Source organism: Caballeronia sp. LZ032, from assembly GCF_031451315.1.
Taxonomy (GTDB): domain Bacteria; phylum Pseudomonadota; class Gammaproteobacteria; order Burkholderiales; family Burkholderiaceae; genus Caballeronia.
Window position 1 is genome coordinate 1586446 of sequence record NZ_JARUXP010000001.1, and the last position, 18594, is coordinate 1605039.

Consider the following 18594-nt stretch of genomic DNA (forward strand, 5'->3'; position numbering starts at 1 on the left):
TGCCAGGCGGTATTTTGCATGCATCGTGCGGCATGCATCACAAGGAGTTCAGAGCACGGCATGCAGAGCGCGGAAAGCAAAGAGCCGAGTGCAGTGGATCCAGCTTGACGACCCGTCGCCGTTCCTCTCATCGCGTTGCATCGTTGCCGCTCAATGGCATTTTGCCTTTTGCATGCATGATTCCATCCGGCCGAACGCATGCAAAATGCCGTATCACTCGCGCCGCGATAACTCGTCCGTGCCCGGCAGATCGGCGGCGCTCCAGCCGCCGCCAAGCGCCTTGATCAGCGCGACGCTCGCCGACATCCTGCGCCGCTCGATGCGCACCGCCGCCCGCTGATCCGACAACACGATCGCCTGCGTCACCACCACGCTCAGATACGTGATCGCGCCGTTCTCATAGCGATTTCCCACCTTCGCAAGCGCGCGTTGCGCGGCGTCGACGGCATCGCGTTGCGCGGCGCTCTCGCGGCGCAAGACGTCAAGCGCGTTGAGGTTGTCTTCGACCTGACCGAAGGCCGAGAGCACCGTCTGCCGATAATCCGCGACGCTCTCGTCATAAGCGGCGCGCGCAGCATCGCGCGCCGCGGCGCGGCCGCCGAAATCGAGCACGGTAAATGCGAGTTGCGGCCCGAGCGACCAGAAACGGCTCGGCGCCTCGATCCACGAACTCAAGTGAGTGGCTTCCAGTCCGCCCGTCGCGGCGAGCAACAGGTTCGGAAAGAACGCCGCCGTGGCCACGCCAACGCGCGCATTCGCGTCCGCGACACGCCGCTCTGCCGCCGCAATGTCCGGCCGGCGTTCCAGCAAGGCAGAGGGCACGCTGAGCGGCAGCGCGTTCAGCGCAGCCGATGGCCGAGGCGCATGCCCTTCGTTGAGCGGATCGACGTCGAGCGCAAAACTCGAAGGCGGCTCGCCGACGAGAATGGCGATAGCGTTGACGAGGCTCGCGCGCGTCGTCTCCAGGTCGATCAACTGCGCCTGCGTCGAACGAAGCTGTTCCTCCGCCTGCGCCACGTCGGACTCGGCCGCGACGCCGCCGGCGAAACGGTCGCGCGTCAAGGCCAGCGCCTTGTCGTAGGCCTGCAGCGTCGCCTGCAAGAGCCGCTCTTCCTCCACCGTGCCGCGCAGATCGAAATAGTTGGTGGCGAGCTCGGCCTGCATCGACAGGATGGCGCCCTGGAGGTCTGCCGCGCTCGCTTGCGCCTCGGCCCGGCCGCCTTCGACGGCGCGCGAGATGCGCCCCCACAGATCAGGCTCCCAGGAGATCTGGGCATCGACGAGATAGTCCGGCACCGTCACGCCCGCGCTCGACTTGTACAGCACGTTGGACGACGCACGCGACTGATTGAATGCCGCATTCGTGGTGACCGTCGGGAAGTAGGCCGAGCGGGTCTGCGCCACGGCGGCACGCGCCCTGCGATAGCGCGCCGCCGCCGCGGCCACGGTCTGGTTCGCTCCCTCGACGCGTTCTTCGAGCGCGTTCAACTGCGGATCGCCATAGACTTCCCACCATGCCGCACGCGGCGTGGTGTCGGCGGGCCGGGCGGGTTTCCAGTCCTGCGCGGCCGTTGCCGATGCCGGAACGTCCGACGCAATCTGCGTTTTGTATGCAACCGGCATCGCGACGTCCGGACGGACATAGTCGGGACCCGCTGCGCACCCTGACAGCACCGCCGCTGCGAGCCATGCGATCGGCCTGCCTCGCCGAAGAATGAATGCAGCCCGCGTCACGACTCGCTTCCTTCCGGTTTCGCCGCGCCCCCGCGCGGTCCCTGCGGCGCGCCGCCATGCGTGCGGCCGATGCGCACCGCAGTCCCGTCGATGATCGAATCCGGCGGATTCACGATCACGCGTTCATCGCCCTTCAGTCCCGACGCAATGGCTACCCGCGTGCCGTAGTCCGTACCGAGCGTGACCGGCAACAGCTTGACGCGATCGTTGGCATCGACACTCGCGGCATGCACGCCATCGGGACGGAACAGCAACGCATTGCCCGGCAGCGTGTACGAAGGCGTCGCGCTCGTCAGCTTGAAACGCACCTGCGCATAGGCGCCCGCAAGCAGTTCGCCGGTCGGGTTCTTGACATCGACTTCGACGCGCATCGTGCGTGCAACCGGATCGACGGCGCCGGCCGTCCGCACAGTCACGCCTTCGAACTTGCGGTTGCGATCTTCGTTGAGCAGCAGCTCGGCGGGCAGGCCCACCGTGACCATGCGCGCATAGGCTTGCGGCACATCGACGAACACCCGCAGCGCCGACGCATCCTGAATGTGGAACAGCTCACGTCCGGCCGCACCGCTGCCCGCATCGATCAGCTGCCCGACATCCGTGTTGCGCGCGGTCACTACGCCATCGAAAGGCGCATAGATCTTCTGGAACGACACAAGCTGTTCGAGCCGCGACACGTTGGCTTGCGCGGCATTGAACGCGGCTTCCTTGGCGAGCATGTCGCCGTTCTTCTCATCCGTCTCCTGGCGCGATACCGAGTTGTTCTTGAGCATCTGCGTCCAGCGCTCGGCCGTGGTCTTCGAGAGCAGATAGTTGGCCCGTGCGGTCTGCGCATCGGCGCGCGCCTGGCGCAACTGGTCGTTGATCTCGGGTGCATCGATCTCGGCGAGCAACTGCCCCTTCTTCACCCGGGTGCCGATGTCCACGGTCCAGCGCTTCAGATAGCCGTTGGTGCGCGCGAAGATTGGAGCGTCGGAGAACGCGCGGATATCGCCTGCCAGCACCAGGTCCTGCGAGGCCTTCATGCGCGCCGGCTTGATCACCTCGACCGTCTGCACGCTGTGCTCGCTCGCATCGCGCTCCAGCTCCGCATGCGCAGCATGGCGCGAAACGATGCCCTGCGCGACGAGCGCGACGACCACCACGAGCGCGGCCACGAGCCACCAGCGCCCGCGCTTCGGCTTGTCGGATCGTTGCGACACCTGCTCTTCCATGCTCACTCCGCCTGCGGATCGTTGGTTTCAATGCCCGGCGCGCGCGCCGCCGCGCCCGGTCCCTTGCCGCGCGCTTCCATGCGCTGATAGATCATCGAGAACACGACCGGCACGAAGAACAGCGTGGCGACGGTGCCCACCATCAACCCGCCGATCACCGCGCGTCCAAGCGGCGCATTCTGCTCGCCGCCCTCGCCGAGTCCGATCGCCATCGGCACCATGCCGATCATCATCGCGGCGGCCGTCATCAGCACCGGACGAAAGCGCGTATAGCCTGCTTCCAGCGCCGAGCGCAACGCATCGCCATGCTCAGCGAGCGCGCCGCGCGCGAAGCTCACCACGAGGATGCTGTTGGCCGTCGCGATGCCGATGCACATGATCGCGCCCGTCAACGCGGGAATGGAGAGCGTCGTGTGCGTGAGGAACAGCATCCACACGATGCCCGCCAGCGCGCCCGGCAAGGCCGTGATGATGATGAACGGATCGAGCCATGACTGGAAGTTCACGACGATCAGCAGATAGACCAGCACGACCGCGAGGATGAGCCCGAACGCGAGACCCGAGAATGAGCTGTTCATGGTTTCGACCTGCCCGCGCATTTCGATCGACGAGCCCTTGGGCAACTCGCCGCGCGCGTCGTCGAGGATGCGCTGCACGTCATCCGATACTGCGCCGAGGTCGCGCCGCTCGGTGGTCGCATAGAGATTGATGGTGGTCTGCGCGTTGTAGTGATACACGACGGCATCGCGCGCGCCCCGCGACAGCGAGGCAAGCGCGCCGAGAATATTGGTCTTGCCGCTCGCCGACGTGACCGGAATGTTCGCGACCGACTGCAGCGAATTCATGTCGTACTGCGGCGCCGTCGTGATGACCTGATAGCTCACGCCGTTGACGGGATTGAGCCAGAACGTGGGCGTCGTCTGCTGGCTGCCCGAGAGCGTGATGAGCAGGTTGTTGGCGACATCGCGTTGCGTGAAGCCGGCTTGAAGGGCCTTCGTGCGGTCCACTTCGACATTGATCGACGGCAGGTCGGAAGGCTGCTGGATGCGCGCATCGACGAGCCCCGGCACGCGGCGGATCTTCTCCAGCAAGCGGTTCGCGAGCGCGCGATTGGCATGCACGTCACGCCCGGTGATCGCGATATCGATCGGCGCGGGGACGCCGAAGTTGAGGATCTGGCTCACGATATCGGCGGGCAGGAACGAGAACGCCACGCCTGGAAACTCCTGCGGCAGGCGCTTGCGCAGTTCGCGGATATAGCCTTCCGTCGGCGCGTGATCCTCGTTGAGGCTGATGAGCACGTCGGAATCCGCGGAGCTGATGGTGCCCGTGTTGCTGTACGAGAGATTGATGCCCGATACCGGCAGGCCCATGTTGTCGATGATCGAACGGAGCTCGCCGCGTGGAATCAGTTGCCGGATACGGGCATCGACACGATCGGTCAGCGCCGCGGTTTCCTCGATACGCGTGCCGGTCTTCGTGCGCATGTGCAGCGCGATCACGCCGGAATCGACGGACGGGAAGAAGTCGCGCCCGAGGAACGGCGCAAGCCCGAGCGACAGCAGACAGCACAGCAGGAACAATGAAGCGAAGCGTCCGGGATGTGCGAGTTGCGCTTCGAGAAAACGTCGATAACGGCCGCGCACTGCCTCGAAGCGGCGCTCGAAGCCGAGATGAATGCGCACGAAGGGATTGCGTGAGCCCTTCATCGATTCGACATCGCCGCCCATGTGTTCATGATGACGCAGCAGATACTTGGCCAGCGTCGGGATCAACGTGCGCGAGAAAAAGTACGAAGCCAGCATTGCGAAGACGACGGCTTCGGCCATTGGCACGAAGAGATAATGCGCGACGCCCGTCAGCAGGAACATCGGAATGAAGACGATGCAGATGGAGAGGGTCGAGACGAGCGTCGGCACGGCGATCTGCTGCGCGCCATCGAGAATGGCTTCTTCCAGCGCCTTGCCCTGTTCAAGGTTCTGGCTGATGTTCTCGATGGCGACAGTCGCATCGTCGACGAGAATGCCGACTGCGAGCGCCAGTCCGCCCAGCGTCATGATGTTGATGGTCTGGCCGATCGCGGATAGCGCGACGATCGACGTCAGCATCGACAGCGGAATGGAGATCGCGATGATCAGCGTGGCGCGCCAGCTGCCGAGGAAAAGCAGCACCATCAGCGCGGTGAGTCCCGCCGCGATCACCGCTTCGCGCAACACGCCCGACACCGACGCGCGCACGAACAGCGACTGGTCCGCGACCGGTTCGATCTTCAGCGATTCAGGCACCATGCCCCGCAAGGTCGGCAGCAGGTTCTTCACCCGCGCGACGATATCCAGTGTCGATGCATTGCCGCTCTTGTTGATCGTGAGGAGCGATGCGCGCGTACCGTCCACGCGCACGATGTTGGTCTGCGGCTGAAAACCGTCGCGCACGTGCGCCACGTCGCGGATATAGATCGTGCCGGCCGGTCCCGTGCGGATGGGGATGTCGTTGAGGCCTTCGATCGAACCCGGACTCGCATTCAGCCCGACCGAATATTCCATCGATCCTATCTTCGTGGTGCCGGTCGGCAGGATCAGGTTCTGCGCGCTGATGGCATTGACGACGTCGGTCGGCGCGAGGTTCTTCGCCTGCAGCTTGTTCGAATCGATATCGACCATGATCTGGCGCTGCTTGCCGCCATAGGGCAACGGCACGGATGCGCCCTGCACCGTCGCGAGCTGCGTCTTCAGGAAGCTGTTGCCGAAGTCGTAGAGCTGCTGCTCGGTGAGTTCGGACGACGACAGCGCGAGCCGCAGGATCGGCACCGTGGAAGCGTTGAAGCGCAGGATGTTCGGTGGCGTGATGCCCGGCGGCAGCGAGCGCAACTGGGTTTGCGAGAGCGCGGTGATCTCGGCGATGGCTTCATCGACGTTCGCACCCGGCTGGAAGTAGATGCGGATGACCGCGATGCCGGGCAAGGATTCCGACTCGATATGCTCGATGTCGTTCACGGCCACCGACAGCCCGCGCTCGTAATTCAGCGTGATGCGGCGTTCCATCTGATCGGGCGGCAGACCCGTATAGGACCAGATGACACTGACGACCGGAATGTCGATGTTGGGAAAGATATCGGTCGGCGTGCGCAGGATGACGAGCGGACCGATGATCAGCAGAAGCAGCGACAGGACGATGAAGGTGTACGGGCGCTTGAGCGCGAGTCTGACGATCCACATCGAAGTTCCGCTTGCCCCGTTTGGTGTTCGTTATTCGAATCGTTGGATTGCCCGACATGACCGGGCAAGAACATTCGCTACGATGACACAATTGAAGCTTACAAAACAATTTGCGCAAACGCTTGCGAGGGTTTATGCGGAAGGTTTTCTGCTGACGAATGAGCGATTGCGCCGTTCATGGCGGCGTGGCCCTGTTGTTTGATGGCGATTGGCTTGCCGGCTTTGTGCGCTACGGCGATCTATGCCGACGAACGCGGGCGTCGCAAGTCTAGCGGGACACCGACCGGCGATTAAGCACCGCTTTGAAGAATAATCTTTACACGTCATGCAACAGAGCATTATTCAAGCTTGCAGCCAAGGAGTTCTTTAGCCTTCCAACGCCGTTCCCGTAGGGCGCCGCGGTAAAACTTTGCATGGCGCACAAGCTCTTCATTGCGATTATTCCCGTCTCGGCAAAGATCAATCAACAGATAAGAGAATGATCTTCGTCAGGCCCGTCTTTAAACTCCGTTCCAAGCTGCTTGAGAAGAACGGCAGCATCATCAGACATCCGAATCGGAGTTACCTATCATGAAGACGCTCGTTTCCGCCCTTGCTGTTGCTGCCGCCCTCGCTGTTCCCGCCCTGTCGTTTGCCCAGCAAGCCGATGCGCCCCTTTCGCGCGCCCAGGTCCGTGCCGAGCTGGCCCAGTTGCAGCAAGCTGGCTACAACCCGAACATCAGCGATCCGTCGTACCCGCAAAACATTCAGGCTGCCGAAGCTCGCGTGAGCACGCAGACGAGCGATTACGGTTCGGTGGCGGCAGGGTCGTCGCAGTCGGGTCGTACAGCCGGCGCACAGCCGCGCGCACTTGGCGCGTATTTCGGTCAGTAATAGCGTCGACGGGCGGTCCGATCATCCGGAATCGCCCTCCTCCGTCCAATCCACATGGGCGGCAAGCGCAAAGAGCGACATCTTTCGATGTCGCTCTCTTATTTTGCATGCGTGATGCAAAATGCCCATCTGCATTAATGATGCTGCATGCAAAACGCAATCGCGTGCGACACGTTTTGCTGCATTCGCGCTCATGCGGCAAGCCGTGCTTCGATACGCGCGGTATCCATCAATTCGCGGGAATAGTCACCACCGGCGACTTCGAGGTGTCCGTCACCTCCGCGAGCGCCATCAGGTTCTGCACCACCGTGAACGCGTATTTCGAATCGAAGTCGCCGCGGTCAATCCAATAAGAAGACTCGTCGTAGAGCACGCTCACATACGCATCCTTCGGCGGCTTCTCTCCCGTCTTCACCACGATGGTCGGCCGCGTTTCACCGCCGATCAGCCCGATCGTCGGCATGGTCGCGCCATTGCCTACCTGCTCGTTCGGCACGGCGATCTGCGCGCCGAGATCGGTCAGTATGCCGAGCACCGAGCGCGTGACCATCGGAATCCGGTCGTGATCCGCTGATTGCCCGTAGACGATCTCGTAGGTCTTCATCTTCGGCGACAGATGCAGGAGCTTGCGCACGAGCGCCAAGTCGTCGGTGACCTGCTTGCTGTCGCCGCTTCGCGTCGCACCGAGCGTGATGAACACGCCGCTCTTGTCCGCATCGTTGATCCGGCTGGTGCCCTTGGCCGTCTTGTCGTCCTTGCCGTTGTCCGTATTGCGCGACTCGACGTTCAACTCACCCGCCAGTTGCAGACGGCGCAGCGCCTGGAGCAACAGGAAGAATTGCGGCGAGCCCGACGAATTCGGCCCGCCCAGCGCCGTGCCGTTCTGCAAACCCGCAATCGACTGCGCGGTGATGCGCAGCAGCAGGTCGATCGGAATCCCGCTTTCCGCGAGCGGCATGACGAGCGTCGGCGACAGCGGCCGGATATACGCGCTTGCGTAGGCATCGCCGGTGGTCGGCGTGAACGTGAAAGTGGGATGGTTCGAGTAGGACACGCTGCCGGTCGCCTGCGCGTAGTTCGGCTGGGCGCCGGAGCCGGCGTTCAGGATCGCGCCGCCGGTGGCATCGAAGGTATATGCCGCGATGATGCTGCTCACTGTGAGAAACGAAGGCGCATCGGCGAAGCGCAATCCGACAATCGCTGCAAGAATTTCACGTTTTTTCGCGTCGCCGAGCGCGCGGGCGTAGTCGACCTGATCGGCCTTGAGGCGGCCCGGTCCGATGCCCGCGCAACCTGCTGCGAGTACGGAAGCGGAGAGAATGGCGATCGATAGCGCTTTCCTTGTCATGGGTCTCAATGAAGGTGAAAGGGAGGATCGACGGCGTACCGCCGCGGAGCACCCGGGCGGCGGCCGCAAATTTCATACCTTTACCTGCAAATAAAAAGTGGAACGCGTTGCAAAAAAAAGCGTGCGAACGCGGTCCGGCGCGTTGCACGCCGGTTTTCCGGCAAGTCTGGCGGCCTGCCTCCGATCATCGATCGCTCATGCGTCCGGAGCGGGAAGCGCCTGATCCGCCGACGGTGTTTGCAACGGACCTGGAGTTTGCGCACGGTCCTGACGCACCGGCGTCCGGCCGATGTTGCGCGCCGCTTCCCGATGCTGCGCGACGAGCGCATCGAGGCGGTCCTGTGCGAGACGCGGTCCGTCATCGCGCGCGAATGCGGATGCGCCCGGTATCGCCAGCATGACCGATGCAACAATCAGCGCCGCGCCGAAAGGCTTGCTTTTCATGATTCACCCCGCAGGAGCGCGGCCTTTCATCCGGCCGCAGGCTCAGGATCGCACAAGGCCGCGCAGCGTGCGCGGCATCCCTGCCATGCAGCGCGCAGACATGCCACGCTTATCCGCCAAAATGCAGTGCTTCGGTGCATGAAGCCCGCTTTACATGCTTCGCGTGCTTGCACATGGCGCCGCCGTTTCCTATTCCTTACATCGGGGCGTCGAATTGTCATACCGGCGCCATCGAGTCAGGATCACTGGAGATCTGCGTTCATGAACCTCGCCATCTTCTTCGACGGCACGTGGAACGAACCCAACGATCGCACCAACGCCTATCTGCTCTACAAGCTCGCGCCGGAAACCGATCAGCAGGAAACCTTCTACGTGCCGGGCGTCGGCACGCAGGGCAAGGGCCTGTTTGCGCTCGCCGACAAATTTCTGGGCGGCGCCTTCGGCGACGGCCTCAGCCAGAACATCAAGAGCGGCTACGCATGGCTGTGTCAGCGTTACCGGCCCGAGGCGAAGATCTATATCCTCGGCTTCAGCCGCGGCGCCTATTCCGCGCGCAGCCTGGCGGGACTCATCCGCAAATGCGGCCTCACCAACGGCTGGGACGCAGACTCGGTCGATCAGGCCTACGGCATCTATCGCGATCGCGATGTCGGGGCGTCGGCTGAATCGGTCGTCGCCTTCCGCAAGCAGTTTTCGCGCGAGGTGGATGTCGAGTTCATCGGTGTGTGGGATACCGTCGGCGAACTCGGCATCCCGCTGGACGGCCTGCCGGTCCCGGGTTTCTCGAGTTACTACCGGTTCCACGACACCACGCTTTCGAACAGCACGAAGGCGGCTTATCACGCGATCGCAGCGAACGAATTCCGCTCGCTCTATAAGCCGACCTTGTGGACCCCCGGCGAGGAAGCGCGTGGTGACTTGCCGCTCGAACAGCGCTGGTTTGCGGGCGCGCATGCGAATGTCGGCGGCGGCTATCTCAGTCCGCCACGCTCGCCCGCGGATCTGCTGCCGCTGATTCCGGCCGAATGGCTGCGCCAGAAAGCCGCCGCGCGCGGTCTTGCCATCGACGGTCCCATCCAGATTCCGCCGCTCGCCTACGATTCACAGCCCATCGATTCGTACACCGAGTTCACCGCGCACCACCCGTTCCTCAAGGCAGTCTGCAAGGAGGAGCCGCGCACCGCAGGCCAGGCGCTGAACGAAACGATCGATCCGAGTCTCGTCGCGCGGCTGAAGGATCCGGGCTTTCTCAGCGCGTATCCGGGGTTCGTCACGCAACTGAAGGCGCTTACTGTCGGCACATGAACGCGTAATACCCCATGTGCAATGCGTAAGTCGATACGCACGCCATGCGCCGATAGTTGCAATCGCAATCATCTGCGCGCCCGGCCGGCAATACGTCCGTCCGCAGCCCATGCTCCGCCCGGACACGAGGAGACCGGAATGAGCACATCCACGACAGCGGAACGCGCTGCGCACGCTTCCAGCACTCAGGAAGACGCGGAAGACGAAGCCGGCAGCGGTCAGCCGGGTCCGCGCGTCGCCGACGATCTTGCTGCGTGCGACGCGCTCATCTCGCATGCGGCCGCAAATGGCACGGTGTTGACGAAGCCCGACGTCGACGCCGTACGCCGCGCGCGCGAGGCGTTCGATCAAGGCGTATGGGATCGCACGATTGGCGGCGCGTTCTACGAGGCGATGATCCGCATTGCCGCCTCGGTGCACTATCCCGGACGACGCATCGCCAGCGATCTCGACCACTGCCGCGACCTGATTTCGTACGGCGCGCAGAACGGCAAGCTGCTCGACGAGCACGATGTCGAAGCCATCGCGAAAGCGCGCGCGGCGCAGGGAGAGCACGCGTGGGACGCGGGCATCGAGAGCGCGTTCTACGCCGCCATGAGCCGCATCGCCCATGCAGTCGCGCCGGTCGTCGCGGAGACGGCGGGCGACGAGGCGCGGCACGGCGCGCGCCGTGCGATCCGCATCTACACGTATTCGGCGATCGCGCTGACGGTGTTCGTCGTGTCCCTGTCGTGTCTGTTGTTCGTCGCCAATCAGGTCGCCACGGACATCGCCACGGTCGTCAAGAGCAACGACGCCGCCGCGCTGACGCTGCACAACCAGTTGCAGGCGCATGCCGTGGCGATCGGCGACGCCGAGAAAAAGCACGACGCCGATGCCGTCATCGCGTTGCAGAACTCGCAACCCGCGCTGCAGATCAAGGAGGAACTGCAGAACTTCGCAACCAATAATCGCCAGTTGTTCGCGGACGTATCGCGCATCAGCGCCTTCACGACGAGTCTCGGGCTCGGCGCGATCCGCAGCCCCTACAAGGCGCCCTGCGACGCCCAGGAAAGCGTGCTCAATTTTCAGGGCGCGTATCGCACTTCGCATTCACCGCGCTATTTCTCCGGCAAGACCCAAAGCGGCGACTGGCAATGCAATCCGGATGTCGCGCGCAAGGTGCTCGAAATCACGCTGCCGCTGCTCGCCAGGCCGAACGCGGAGCCCGGCGACAGCCATCCGCCCAGCGACCTCGACGCCGTTCAGCAAGGCTTCCAGAAAATCGCCGTCTATCAGGACATTCGCGCGATGGCGCTCTATGCAAACGACATCATCCTGTCGATCGTCGGCGCGGTCACCGGGTTCATGTTGCCGGTGCTCTATGCATGGCTTGGCGCGTGCGCGGCGATCCTGCGCCAGCTGTCGGCCGAATCCGCGGCCAGCACCTTCCATCCCGAGCATTCGAAAGTGGCGAACCGGGCGCATGTGACGAGCGCGGTGATCGTGGGGATATCGATCGGGCTGTTCAGCGGCTTGCTCGAAGGCGGCAAGAATATCTCGCCGCTCGCCATCGCGTTCATTGCGGGTTATGCGTCCGACAAATTCTTCTACTTCGTCGATCGTCTGGTGGGCGCGATGTTCCCGCCGCGCGTCGATCATGTGGATCACGCCGCGCGTCGTCCCCCCGGCGCGTCGAAGGACACGGCGAAGACGCTTCGGTCAGGCTCCTGAACGCGCGCCGCAGCGTTCAAAGACTCAGAACAGATGCGGCGGACGGGGTTCGGTCATCTCGCGCGGAAAGGTCTCGTCGAGTTCGAACTCGATGCCCGGATAGTCCTGCAAGCGTCCGCTGACTTCGGTTTCGCGCTCGCTGGTGAAGAGGCCATCGAGGAAGTCGAACGACAGGTGTTCGACCAGTGCCTTCAACGCCAGCTCGGCGCTGCGCTTCGGCTCCGTGACGATATCGCCCGAATCCGTGCGCGCGCGAAAGGCGCCGTTCTTTGCTTCCATCGCGCCGATGTCGATCACCTTGCCATCCACGTTCTGCGCCAGCACGCGCTGTTCGACCGCGAACAACCTGAAGGGACGCGCGAGGCCGGCGGGAGCATCGGCGCCGGATGACGAGTCTGAGCGATTGGACATGATTCAATTCTCCATGGCTGCATTGGTGAGATGCGGTCAGCAAGGCCTGCGCCCGCCGGTGCATCGGATCAGTATGGAGAAGCACAAAAAAAACCGGACGCACGAGGCGTCCGGTTTTGCAACGATCCGCGGCACGCGGCCGCGAAGTATTGCTTAGAAGCGGTGGATGATACCCACGCCCGCCGCGAACTGGCTGCGCGAGGACGACGGGGCGCCCTGGAAGCCGTCGCCGATCGATGCAGTTGCGTTGATCTGGCGGTTGACCGCGCCCGTCGGCGTGAACACCGGCGTGCCCAGCGTGCGGCCATTCGCGCGCTGGAACGCTTCCAGTGCGTACAGGCCCGTGCGCTTCGACAGCGAGTAATACTGGGACAGGTTGAACTGGTGGTACGACGCTGCATCGTCGATGCCGTTCGCCTTGCTGGCCCACGTGTAGCTGTAGCCTGCCGCGAAGTCCCATGCCGTCGTTGCCTTCCAGTGCAGCACGGTGCCGGCCGTGTTGAAGATGGCCGTATCGGTGAACTTCGAATTGATGCCCGGGATGTACTGAACGTTCGTGTACGTCGCCGAGACATCCCACGCGCTGTTGAAGGTGTAGCCGAAGCCCACCGCGAAGCGGTTCTGCGCCTGCGCGCCCTGGTAGCCGTTGGTCACCGCCGACACGCCCGACTGACCGCCGGTGTTGGTCGTCGAGTCCGCGCCGTACACGCCGCCGCCGTTGGTTGAGTTGTTGATGCGTGTGAACGCCACCGCGCCGCCGATCGGGCCTTGCTGATACTGGATCGCAGCCGACCACGTGGAGCCCTGGTAGGCGCTGTCAGGCACGCCTGCGAGCGAGTACGAACCGCTCACCGTGAAGCCGTACAGCTTCGGCGACGTATAGACGATCGAGTTGTTCGCGCGGTAGATCGTGTCGAGTTCGTCCAGATCGCCCGGGTGCGCGCCGAAATAGCCGGTCAGCCAGTTGGTCGGGCTGTACGGCGACATCAGCGTGTAGTACGAGGTGTATTGACGGCCCAGCGTGAGGGTACCGTAGCCCGGGTTCGTCAGACCGACCCATGCCTGGCGGCCGAACATGGCGTTGGTGTACTGCTGGCCGCCGGTATTGATGTTGAAGCCCGATTCCAGCTGGAAGATGGCCTTGTTGCCGCCGCCCAGATCTTCAGCGCCCTTCAGGCCGAAGCGGCTGCCTGCCCAGATGCCCGACGCCATCTTGACGTTGGAGCGGCCGCCGCTGTTCGAACCCAGCGACGTCTGGCTGCTTTGATAGACGATCGAATCGTCGACGATACCGTAGAGCGTGACGCTGCTCTGGGCAAAGGCCGGTGCCGCGGCCGCGAATGTCGTGGCTGCGACGGCAGCGGCCTGGGTCAGCGCAAAACGCTTCATTTTTTATCTCCTCATGCAATGGGCTGAACTTGTGTCGTCGACTTGTGGAACCGGTGCCGCCGAAGCGGCTTGACGTGTATCAAGTCGTAACTTTTATCGACGGGAAGTGTATGGCTTACAGACAGAATGCGAAAGGACGTCACACTTTGTTGTCGTTTTTTTTCACTGTCTGGTTAACCAGAATTTCCGCAAGCTGCGTTTGGCGGCATCCGGTCGCGAAACTGACGAATACCTGACGCCAGCATGGCTTCGGAGCGGAGTTTGCACGAAACGAACGATCGCACGGCGGCACGGCCGGATGGACCTGAGCAGTCGATGGGGCGGGGATGCAAGGAAAGCTGGAAAGCCTGAAAAGGCCGTGCGCCTTGAGTCTGGCGCGAGGGAAGCGCGGTGCGGGTCAGCCGACCCGCCGCGTCAGGTTGAAATTACTTCCATAAAGCAAATGGCTTTCGGCTCAGCGTCACGCCACGGCGAACCGAAAGCATCAAGAATGCATTATGCCAGCGCCCGGGAGCGGCGCTGGCGGTGATCCTGGCACCGCTCAGGGTTCGATTTTCGTGCGCAGCTCGCGCGCGGTTTCCAGGAGCCCTTCATAGCCCGAGCGGGCATGCGCCGGAAGATCGGGGTCGCCGACGAGTGTGCCGAGTGTCTCGATGATGCTGTACAGGATGCCCTTCGCCGCGCCCGCGGCCATCTTGCCGGCGGCGTAGGACTGATCGACATGCGAGATCGCGGCGTCGAAATGCTCGACGTCAGGATGTGCATCGGCGATCTGCGGAGCGTCGCTGCGCGGCTCGGTCGGGTCGTTGTTCATGATGGATGTCCTCCGTGCTTGAATGTTCGCCTGCTGTCGATGGACTCTCTTCTGTCTCTGTATAACGCCGCGCCGCGCCCCGCGCAATCGAGAGCGCTCCGCAGTAAGTCCGCTCACGAAGCTCGCTTATGAAGCCGGCAGCTCCTGCACCGGCTGGATGAAATGGACGCGGCGCATCTCGCCGCCGCCGCGACCGGTGCCGTGCGGAACCCCTTGCTCCGACAGCAGCGCGCGCAGATCCAGGATCACCGGAAACACCTCGTGGTTGTGATCCGCGCCCTGCCGGTCATGCGCTTCCTGTTCACGCTCGACGATCCACCGGTCCTCCGTAAAAATGCGCTCGGTAAACCAGACCAGCAGCGGCCACGCGGCGTCGAGCACCAGCGGCAGCTTAGGGCGGCGGATGGACAACAGGCCGAAGGTGCGGTTGGTGCGCTGCTCGGCGTCGAGCGGCACATAGGCGATCCACAGATCCATCACCATGGTTTCGTCCTTGGTGCGGATCTTGAGCGTCTGCCACGGATACTCGGTGCGGACCGTCATGACGTCCTTGTTCGAGTCGTCCGGTTTCGCGCCGCGCTTCTGGCTGAACACCAGCGCCTCGCCGATCGGCTGCTTGCCCGCCTCCCGCGCGAACACGTAGTCGACCTCGATCCAGTCATCTCCGCGACGCCGTCCGAGCGAACGCGCGCGCATGCTGCCCATCTGCCGGCGATGCAGGAACTGATGGTTCATGTCCATCAGATTTTCGTGCATGAAGGTGTAGTGGCACTTCACATCGCCGCCGAAACGGCGTGTCTTGTAGGCGCGATCATCGGCGGAACCGAGCTCGGGGAACTTCGCTTGCGGGGCGAGCGCCGGGTCGCCGGTGAACACGAAGATGAGCCCCGCCGCCTCGCGGCACGGATAGGCGCGCACGCCGTTGGGCAGGCGCTCGCGGCCAAGATAGGGAATGTCGGTGCAGCGGCCGGTGCAATCGTAGGTCCAGCCGTGATAGCAGCAACGGATCGACTCGCCGTCGACGACGCCCGCCGACAGCGGCACCTGCCGATGCGCGCAGCGGTCTTCGAGCGCGAACACCTGGCCCGATTCGGTACGCACGAGCACGATCGGATCGCCGGCGAACGTCACGCCATGCGCGCGGCCGCGCTTCACCTCGCGCGACCACGCGAGCGGATACCAGTTGTCTGGATGGATGTCGACGCGGCGCAGATCGCGCGTCGGTCTTGCGGGTGTATCGGTGGAACCGGCTTCCTGCTCGCCTTGCGGCAACGCTGCGTGCATGTACGACGCCTCCGGGAAAGGGAGATCGGATTGAGCGCCCCGGGCGACTGCGGCGCAATGAACGACCATTCGCAGTCTACACGGCGATGTCGGTTTCGGCGCGTGCAAGCTTGTCCTAAATCAAGCCGATGGCTACGCGTCCCGCCCCGCGTTCCCGAGGCGCGCATGCAGGTGATCGATCAGCGCCCGCACCTTCGGTGGCAGGAAGCGGTTCGGCGGATACAGCAGCCACACCGGGCCCTGATACGCGCGCACCTGGATCTCCCAATCGGCCAGGACGGGCTGCACGCTGGCGGCGGCGAGCGCATCGCGGGCCGCGAATTCGGGCAGCGCCGCGATGCCGAGCCCGCGTTCCGCCGCCTCCAGCCGCGCGCCCGCGTGATTCGCGAGGTAGCGGCCGTGCACCGTGACCGTCGCCGTCTCGGCGTTCTCTCCGGCCGCGTGGGTCGCGTGCCGGGTGAAGCGCCAGCGATTGTCGTCGGCGGTTTCGCCGAGATAGATGCAGTCGTGCGCCGCGAGTTCGCGCGGATGCTCGGGCACGCCCCGCGCGCGCAAATACTCCGCCGACGCGCACAGTTGCCAGCGCACGCGCCCGAGCGGACGGGCGGCGAGCCCCTGCGGCGGCTGGCTGGTCGCGCGGATGACGAGATCGATGTCGTGTTCGAGCGGATCGATGTCGTGGTCGCTGAAGACAAGCTGCACGTCGACTTCCGGATAGGCCGCGAGAAACGCCGGCACGAGCGGGTGGATGACGGATTTCGCGTAGGCCGTCGGCGCCGACAGCGTGACGCGCCCCTGCGGCTTGCCGGTGGAGAGACCGGCGGCATCGACGGCGGCCGCGGCGGCGGCAGCCATGTCGCGGCAATATCGATACACCTGCTGCCCTGCTTCCGTGACGCGGACCTTGCGCGTCGAGCGTTCGAGCAGGCGCGTGGCGAGCGCCTCCTCGAGACGCTTGATCTGGCGGCTCACCGTGGAGGGTGGCGTGCCCAGCTGCCGTGCGGCGACGGAGAAGTTGCCGGCATCGACCACGCGCGCGAACACGGCCATGTCGGGCATCAGGGCGAACAGATCGACGGGATTCATTTGTGCATCGGCGACAATAACGCTGTGCGTGACCACCCGATTATCGCGCGCGGCGCATCATTCGACAATGACGGCCTCTTTCGCTTCTTTTTTCGGAGCCGTCCATGTCCCGCGAATCGCCCGCCCGCCGTGTGTTGCCGCTTGCCGATCTGCTGTTGTTCGCCGTTGCGATGGTGTGGGGAAGCAGCTATGGCGTCGTCAAAAGCGCACTGGCCTTTTATCCTGTGCTCGGACTGCTGACCCTCCGCTTCGGCATCACGTTCTGCCTGCTGGCCGTTCATTTGCGGCATCTGCGGTCGGCTGGCAGGAAGACGCTTGCCGGTGTCGTCGTGCTCGGCCTTTTGCTGCTGTCGATCTTTCTCGCCGAAACCTTCGGGGTCTTGCACACGCGTGCTGCAAATGCTGCGTTTCTCATCAGTCTGTGCGTCGTGCTGACACCGCTCGTCGAATGGGGCCTGCTGCGCCGACGGCCCTCGACGCCCGAATGGATCGCGGTCGGCGTGTCCTTCGCGGGCGCCTGGCTGCTCGCCAGCAACGGCACCCTTTCCTTCGATTTCAATCTCGGCGATGGCCTGATTCTCGCCGCGGCCGTGTTGCGCGCGTTATCGGTCTGCGTGACCAAGCGCGTGCTTCGAGCGGCGCCGCTGCCCGCGCTCACGGTGACGGCCGTGCAGGCGGGCGTCGTGACGATCGGCAGTGCGGCGATCGCGTTGACCCTCGCGCCGTCGCAATGGCAGGCGCTGCCGTCGGTCGCGGGTCATGCGGCGTTCTGGGGCTCGGTGATGTATCTCGTGTTTGCATGCACGCTGTTTGCATTCTTTGCGCAAAACTACGCGATCGGCCGCAGCAGTCCCACGCGGGTGTCCCTGCTGATGGGCAGCGAGCCGGCCTTCGGCGCGCTGTTCGCAAGCATCTGGCTCGGGGAGCACGTGTCGACCGCCGGATGGATCGGCGGAGCGATGATCGTAGCCGCCTCGCTCATGGCAAGCGTCTCGTGGCGCGGTCGGCTGGTGCGCCTCGGTGCGGGTGCGCGCTCGGCTGGCGAAGCTTGAATGCGTTATGCCAATTTCTCGAAGACGACGCTGAAATTGTTCGCGGGCATCGCGATGACTTCCCTGAGTGCAAAGCCGACGCGCCCGCCTGTTCTTTCCACCTCCTCCAGATCGCGCACGCCCCAGCGCGGATCGCGGGCGCGCAACTGTTGATCGAAGGCTTCATTGCTCGGCGCCGTGTGCGCACCGTTGCGCCGGTATGGCCCGTACAGGTACAGTACGCCCCCCGTGCCGAGTCTCGCGCCGGCGCCCCGAAAGAGCGCCTCCGTGGCTGCCCACGGCGCAATGTGGATCATGTTGATGCACACCACCGCCGACACCGCGCCGATTTCCCAGTCATTGCTCGTCACGTCGATAGCGAGCGGTTCGCGCAGGTTCGTTAGTCCGGCGTGAGCGCGCCAGGCCGCGATGGAGTCGCGCGATGCGGCATCCGGATCGCTCGGCTGCCAGACGATGTCCGGCAACGCGGCAGCGCAGTGCGCCGCGTGTTGTCCGGTTCCGCTCGCGATCTCCAGCACGATCCCGGTTCGGGGCAGCACCCGCTTGAGGACCGATAGAATCGCATCGCCATTACGCTCGGCGGCCGGCGCGCGACGGCGAATGCCGGTTTCGGGTTGCGGTGTGCCATGGGGATCGGATGCTGCGTCGGTCATTTGGGTTGTGTCGTGGTGAGGGTGCGGGGAAGGCGTTGCGAAACGCCGGCGATTGGGTGTTT

15 protein-coding genes are annotated in these 18594 nt (G+C 64.0%); 4 read left to right on the forward strand and 11 right to left on the reverse strand.

Annotated elements, in window-relative coordinates:
* Window positions 1-213: 213 nt before the first annotated feature.
* The 3 genes from QCE69_RS07435 to QCE69_RS07445 are packed head-to-tail and all read right to left on the reverse strand — an operon-like array spanning window position 214 to window position 6160.
* Window positions 214-1716, reverse strand: coding sequence for an efflux transporter outer membrane subunit (locus tag QCE69_RS07435; RefSeq protein WP_409021199.1), 1503 nt, complete (start codon window positions 1714-1716; stop codon window positions 214-216).
* A gap of 14 nt (window positions 1717-1730) precedes the next feature.
* Window positions 1731-2945 (reverse strand): efflux RND transporter periplasmic adaptor subunit, encoded by a 1215-nt coding sequence (locus tag QCE69_RS07440; RefSeq protein ID WP_309916365.1) that lies wholly within the window; start codon window positions 2943-2945, stop codon window positions 1731-1733.
* Window positions 2946-2947: 2 nt separating this feature from the next.
* Window positions 2948-6160: an efflux RND transporter permease subunit gene (locus QCE69_RS07445; RefSeq protein ID WP_309916368.1), complete on the reverse strand. Its 3213-nt coding sequence runs from the start codon at window positions 6158-6160 to the stop codon at window positions 2948-2950.
* Between the two features lie 570 nt (window positions 6161-6730).
* Here QCE69_RS07445 and QCE69_RS07450 point away from each other — a divergent pair.
* Window positions 6731-7033: a DUF4148 domain-containing protein gene (locus QCE69_RS07450; RefSeq protein WP_309916370.1), complete on the forward strand. Its 303-nt coding sequence runs from the start codon at window positions 6731-6733 to the stop codon at window positions 7031-7033.
* A 229-nt stretch (window positions 7034-7262) separates the two neighbouring features.
* Here QCE69_RS07450 and QCE69_RS07455 read toward each other — a convergent pair whose 3' ends face one another.
* Both QCE69_RS07455 and QCE69_RS07460 read right to left on the reverse strand, forming a co-directional pair.
* Window positions 7263-8381, reverse strand: coding sequence for a hypothetical protein (locus QCE69_RS07455; RefSeq protein ID WP_309916372.1), 1119 nt, complete (start codon window positions 8379-8381; stop codon window positions 7263-7265).
* A 195-nt stretch (window positions 8382-8576) separates the two neighbouring features.
* Window positions 8577-8825 (reverse strand): hypothetical protein, encoded by a 249-nt coding sequence (locus QCE69_RS07460; protein WP_309930131.1) that lies wholly within the window; start codon window positions 8823-8825, stop codon window positions 8577-8579.
* 261 nt (window positions 8826-9086) lie between these two features.
* On the opposite strand from QCE69_RS07460, the gene QCE69_RS07465 reads away from it, so the two are divergent.
* Both QCE69_RS07465 and QCE69_RS07470 read left to right on the forward strand, forming a co-directional pair.
* On the forward strand, window positions 9087-10130 hold the full coding sequence (locus QCE69_RS07465) for a DUF2235 domain-containing protein (protein ID WP_309930132.1): 1044 nt from the start codon (window positions 9087-9089) through the stop codon (window positions 10128-10130).
* A gap of 138 nt (window positions 10131-10268) precedes the next feature.
* The gene (locus QCE69_RS07470; protein ID WP_309930134.1) at window positions 10269-11843 is read left to right on the forward strand and encodes a hypothetical protein; all 1575 of its coding nucleotides are present in this window, start codon (window positions 10269-10271) and stop codon (window positions 11841-11843) included.
* A 24-nt stretch (window positions 11844-11867) separates the two neighbouring features.
* Here the strand turns inward: QCE69_RS07470 and QCE69_RS07475 are convergent, their stop codons facing one another.
* The 5 genes from QCE69_RS07475 to QCE69_RS07495 all read right to left on the reverse strand — a co-directional run bounded on the left by QCE69_RS07475 (window position 11868) and on the right by QCE69_RS07495 (window position 16827).
* Window positions 11868-12254: a hypothetical protein gene (locus QCE69_RS07475; protein ID WP_309930135.1), complete on the reverse strand. Its 387-nt coding sequence runs from the start codon at window positions 12252-12254 to the stop codon at window positions 11868-11870.
* A 153-nt stretch (window positions 12255-12407) separates the two neighbouring features.
* The gene (locus tag QCE69_RS07480; protein ID WP_309808409.1) at window positions 12408-13643 is read right to left on the reverse strand and encodes a porin; all 1236 of its coding nucleotides are present in this window, start codon (window positions 13641-13643) and stop codon (window positions 12408-12410) included.
* Window positions 13644-14184: 541 nt separating this feature from the next.
* On the reverse strand, window positions 14185-14457 hold the full coding sequence (locus tag QCE69_RS07485) for a hypothetical protein (RefSeq protein ID WP_309930138.1): 273 nt from the start codon (window positions 14455-14457) through the stop codon (window positions 14185-14187).
* 126 nt (window positions 14458-14583) lie between these two features.
* The gene (locus tag QCE69_RS07490; protein WP_309916385.1) at window positions 14584-15741 is read right to left on the reverse strand and encodes an aromatic ring-hydroxylating dioxygenase subunit alpha; all 1158 of its coding nucleotides are present in this window, start codon (window positions 15739-15741) and stop codon (window positions 14584-14586) included.
* Window positions 15742-15873: 132 nt separating this feature from the next.
* Window positions 15874-16827 carry a LysR family transcriptional regulator gene (locus QCE69_RS07495; RefSeq protein ID WP_309930140.1) on the reverse strand — a complete coding sequence of 318 codons (954 nt, stop codon included), beginning with the start codon at window positions 16825-16827 and terminating at the stop codon, window positions 15874-15876.
* Between the two features lie 104 nt (window positions 16828-16931).
* Between QCE69_RS07495 and QCE69_RS07500 the strand changes: the two genes are divergently transcribed.
* Window positions 16932-17879, forward strand: a complete 948-nt coding sequence (locus QCE69_RS07500; protein WP_309930142.1) for an EamA family transporter — start codon at window positions 16932-16934, stop codon at window positions 17877-17879.
* Window positions 17880-17884: 5 nt separating this feature from the next.
* On the opposite strand, the gene QCE69_RS07505 is transcribed toward QCE69_RS07500, so the two are convergent.
* Window positions 17885-18532, reverse strand: a complete 648-nt coding sequence (locus QCE69_RS07505; protein ID WP_309931594.1) for a DUF938 domain-containing protein — start codon at window positions 18530-18532, stop codon at window positions 17885-17887.
* Window positions 18533-18594 lie beyond the last annotated feature (62 nt).

Coding starts and splice junctions, on each gene's coding strand:
- QCE69_RS07440 (WP_309916365.1), bottom strand. CDS start 2,945: ATGGAAGAGCAGGTGTCGCAACGATCCGACAAGCCGAAGCGCGGGCGC.
- QCE69_RS07445 (WP_309916368.1), bottom strand. CDS start 6,160: ATGTGGATCGTCAGACTCGCGCTCAAGCGCCCGTACACCTTCATCGTC.
- QCE69_RS07450 (WP_309916370.1), top strand. CDS start 6,731: ATGAAGACGCTCGTTTCCGCCCTTGCTGTTGCTGCCGCCCTCGCTGTT.
- QCE69_RS07455 (WP_309916372.1), bottom strand. CDS start 8,381: ATGACAAGGAAAGCGCTATCGATCGCCATTCTCTCCGCTTCCGTACTC.
- QCE69_RS07460 (WP_309930131.1), bottom strand. CDS start 8,825: ATGAAAAGCAAGCCTTTCGGCGCGGCGCTGATTGTTGCATCGGTCATG.
- QCE69_RS07465 (WP_309930132.1), top strand. CDS start 9,087: ATGAACCTCGCCATCTTCTTCGACGGCACGTGGAACGAACCCAACGAT.
- QCE69_RS07470 (WP_309930134.1), top strand. CDS start 10,269: ATGAGCACATCCACGACAGCGGAACGCGCTGCGCACGCTTCCAGCACT.
- QCE69_RS07475 (WP_309930135.1), bottom strand. CDS start 12,254: ATGTCCAATCGCTCAGACTCGTCATCCGGCGCCGATGCTCCCGCCGGC.
- QCE69_RS07480 (WP_309808409.1), bottom strand. CDS start 13,643: ATGAAGCGTTTTGCGCTGACCCAGGCCGCTGCCGTCGCAGCCACGACA.
- QCE69_RS07485 (WP_309930138.1), bottom strand. CDS start 14,457: ATGAACAACGACCCGACCGAGCCGCGCAGCGACGCTCCGCAGATCGCC.
- QCE69_RS07490 (WP_309916385.1), bottom strand. CDS start 15,741: ATGCACGCAGCGTTGCCGCAAGGCGAGCAGGAAGCCGGTTCCACCGAT.
- QCE69_RS07495 (WP_309930140.1), bottom strand. CDS start 16,827: ATGAATCCCGTCGATCTGTTCGCCCTGATGCCCGACATGGCCGTGTTC.
- QCE69_RS07500 (WP_309930142.1), top strand. CDS start 16,932: ATGTCCCGCGAATCGCCCGCCCGCCGTGTGTTGCCGCTTGCCGATCTG.
- QCE69_RS07505 (WP_309931594.1), bottom strand. CDS start 18,532: ATGACCGACGCAGCATCCGATCCCCATGGCACACCGCAACCCGAAACC.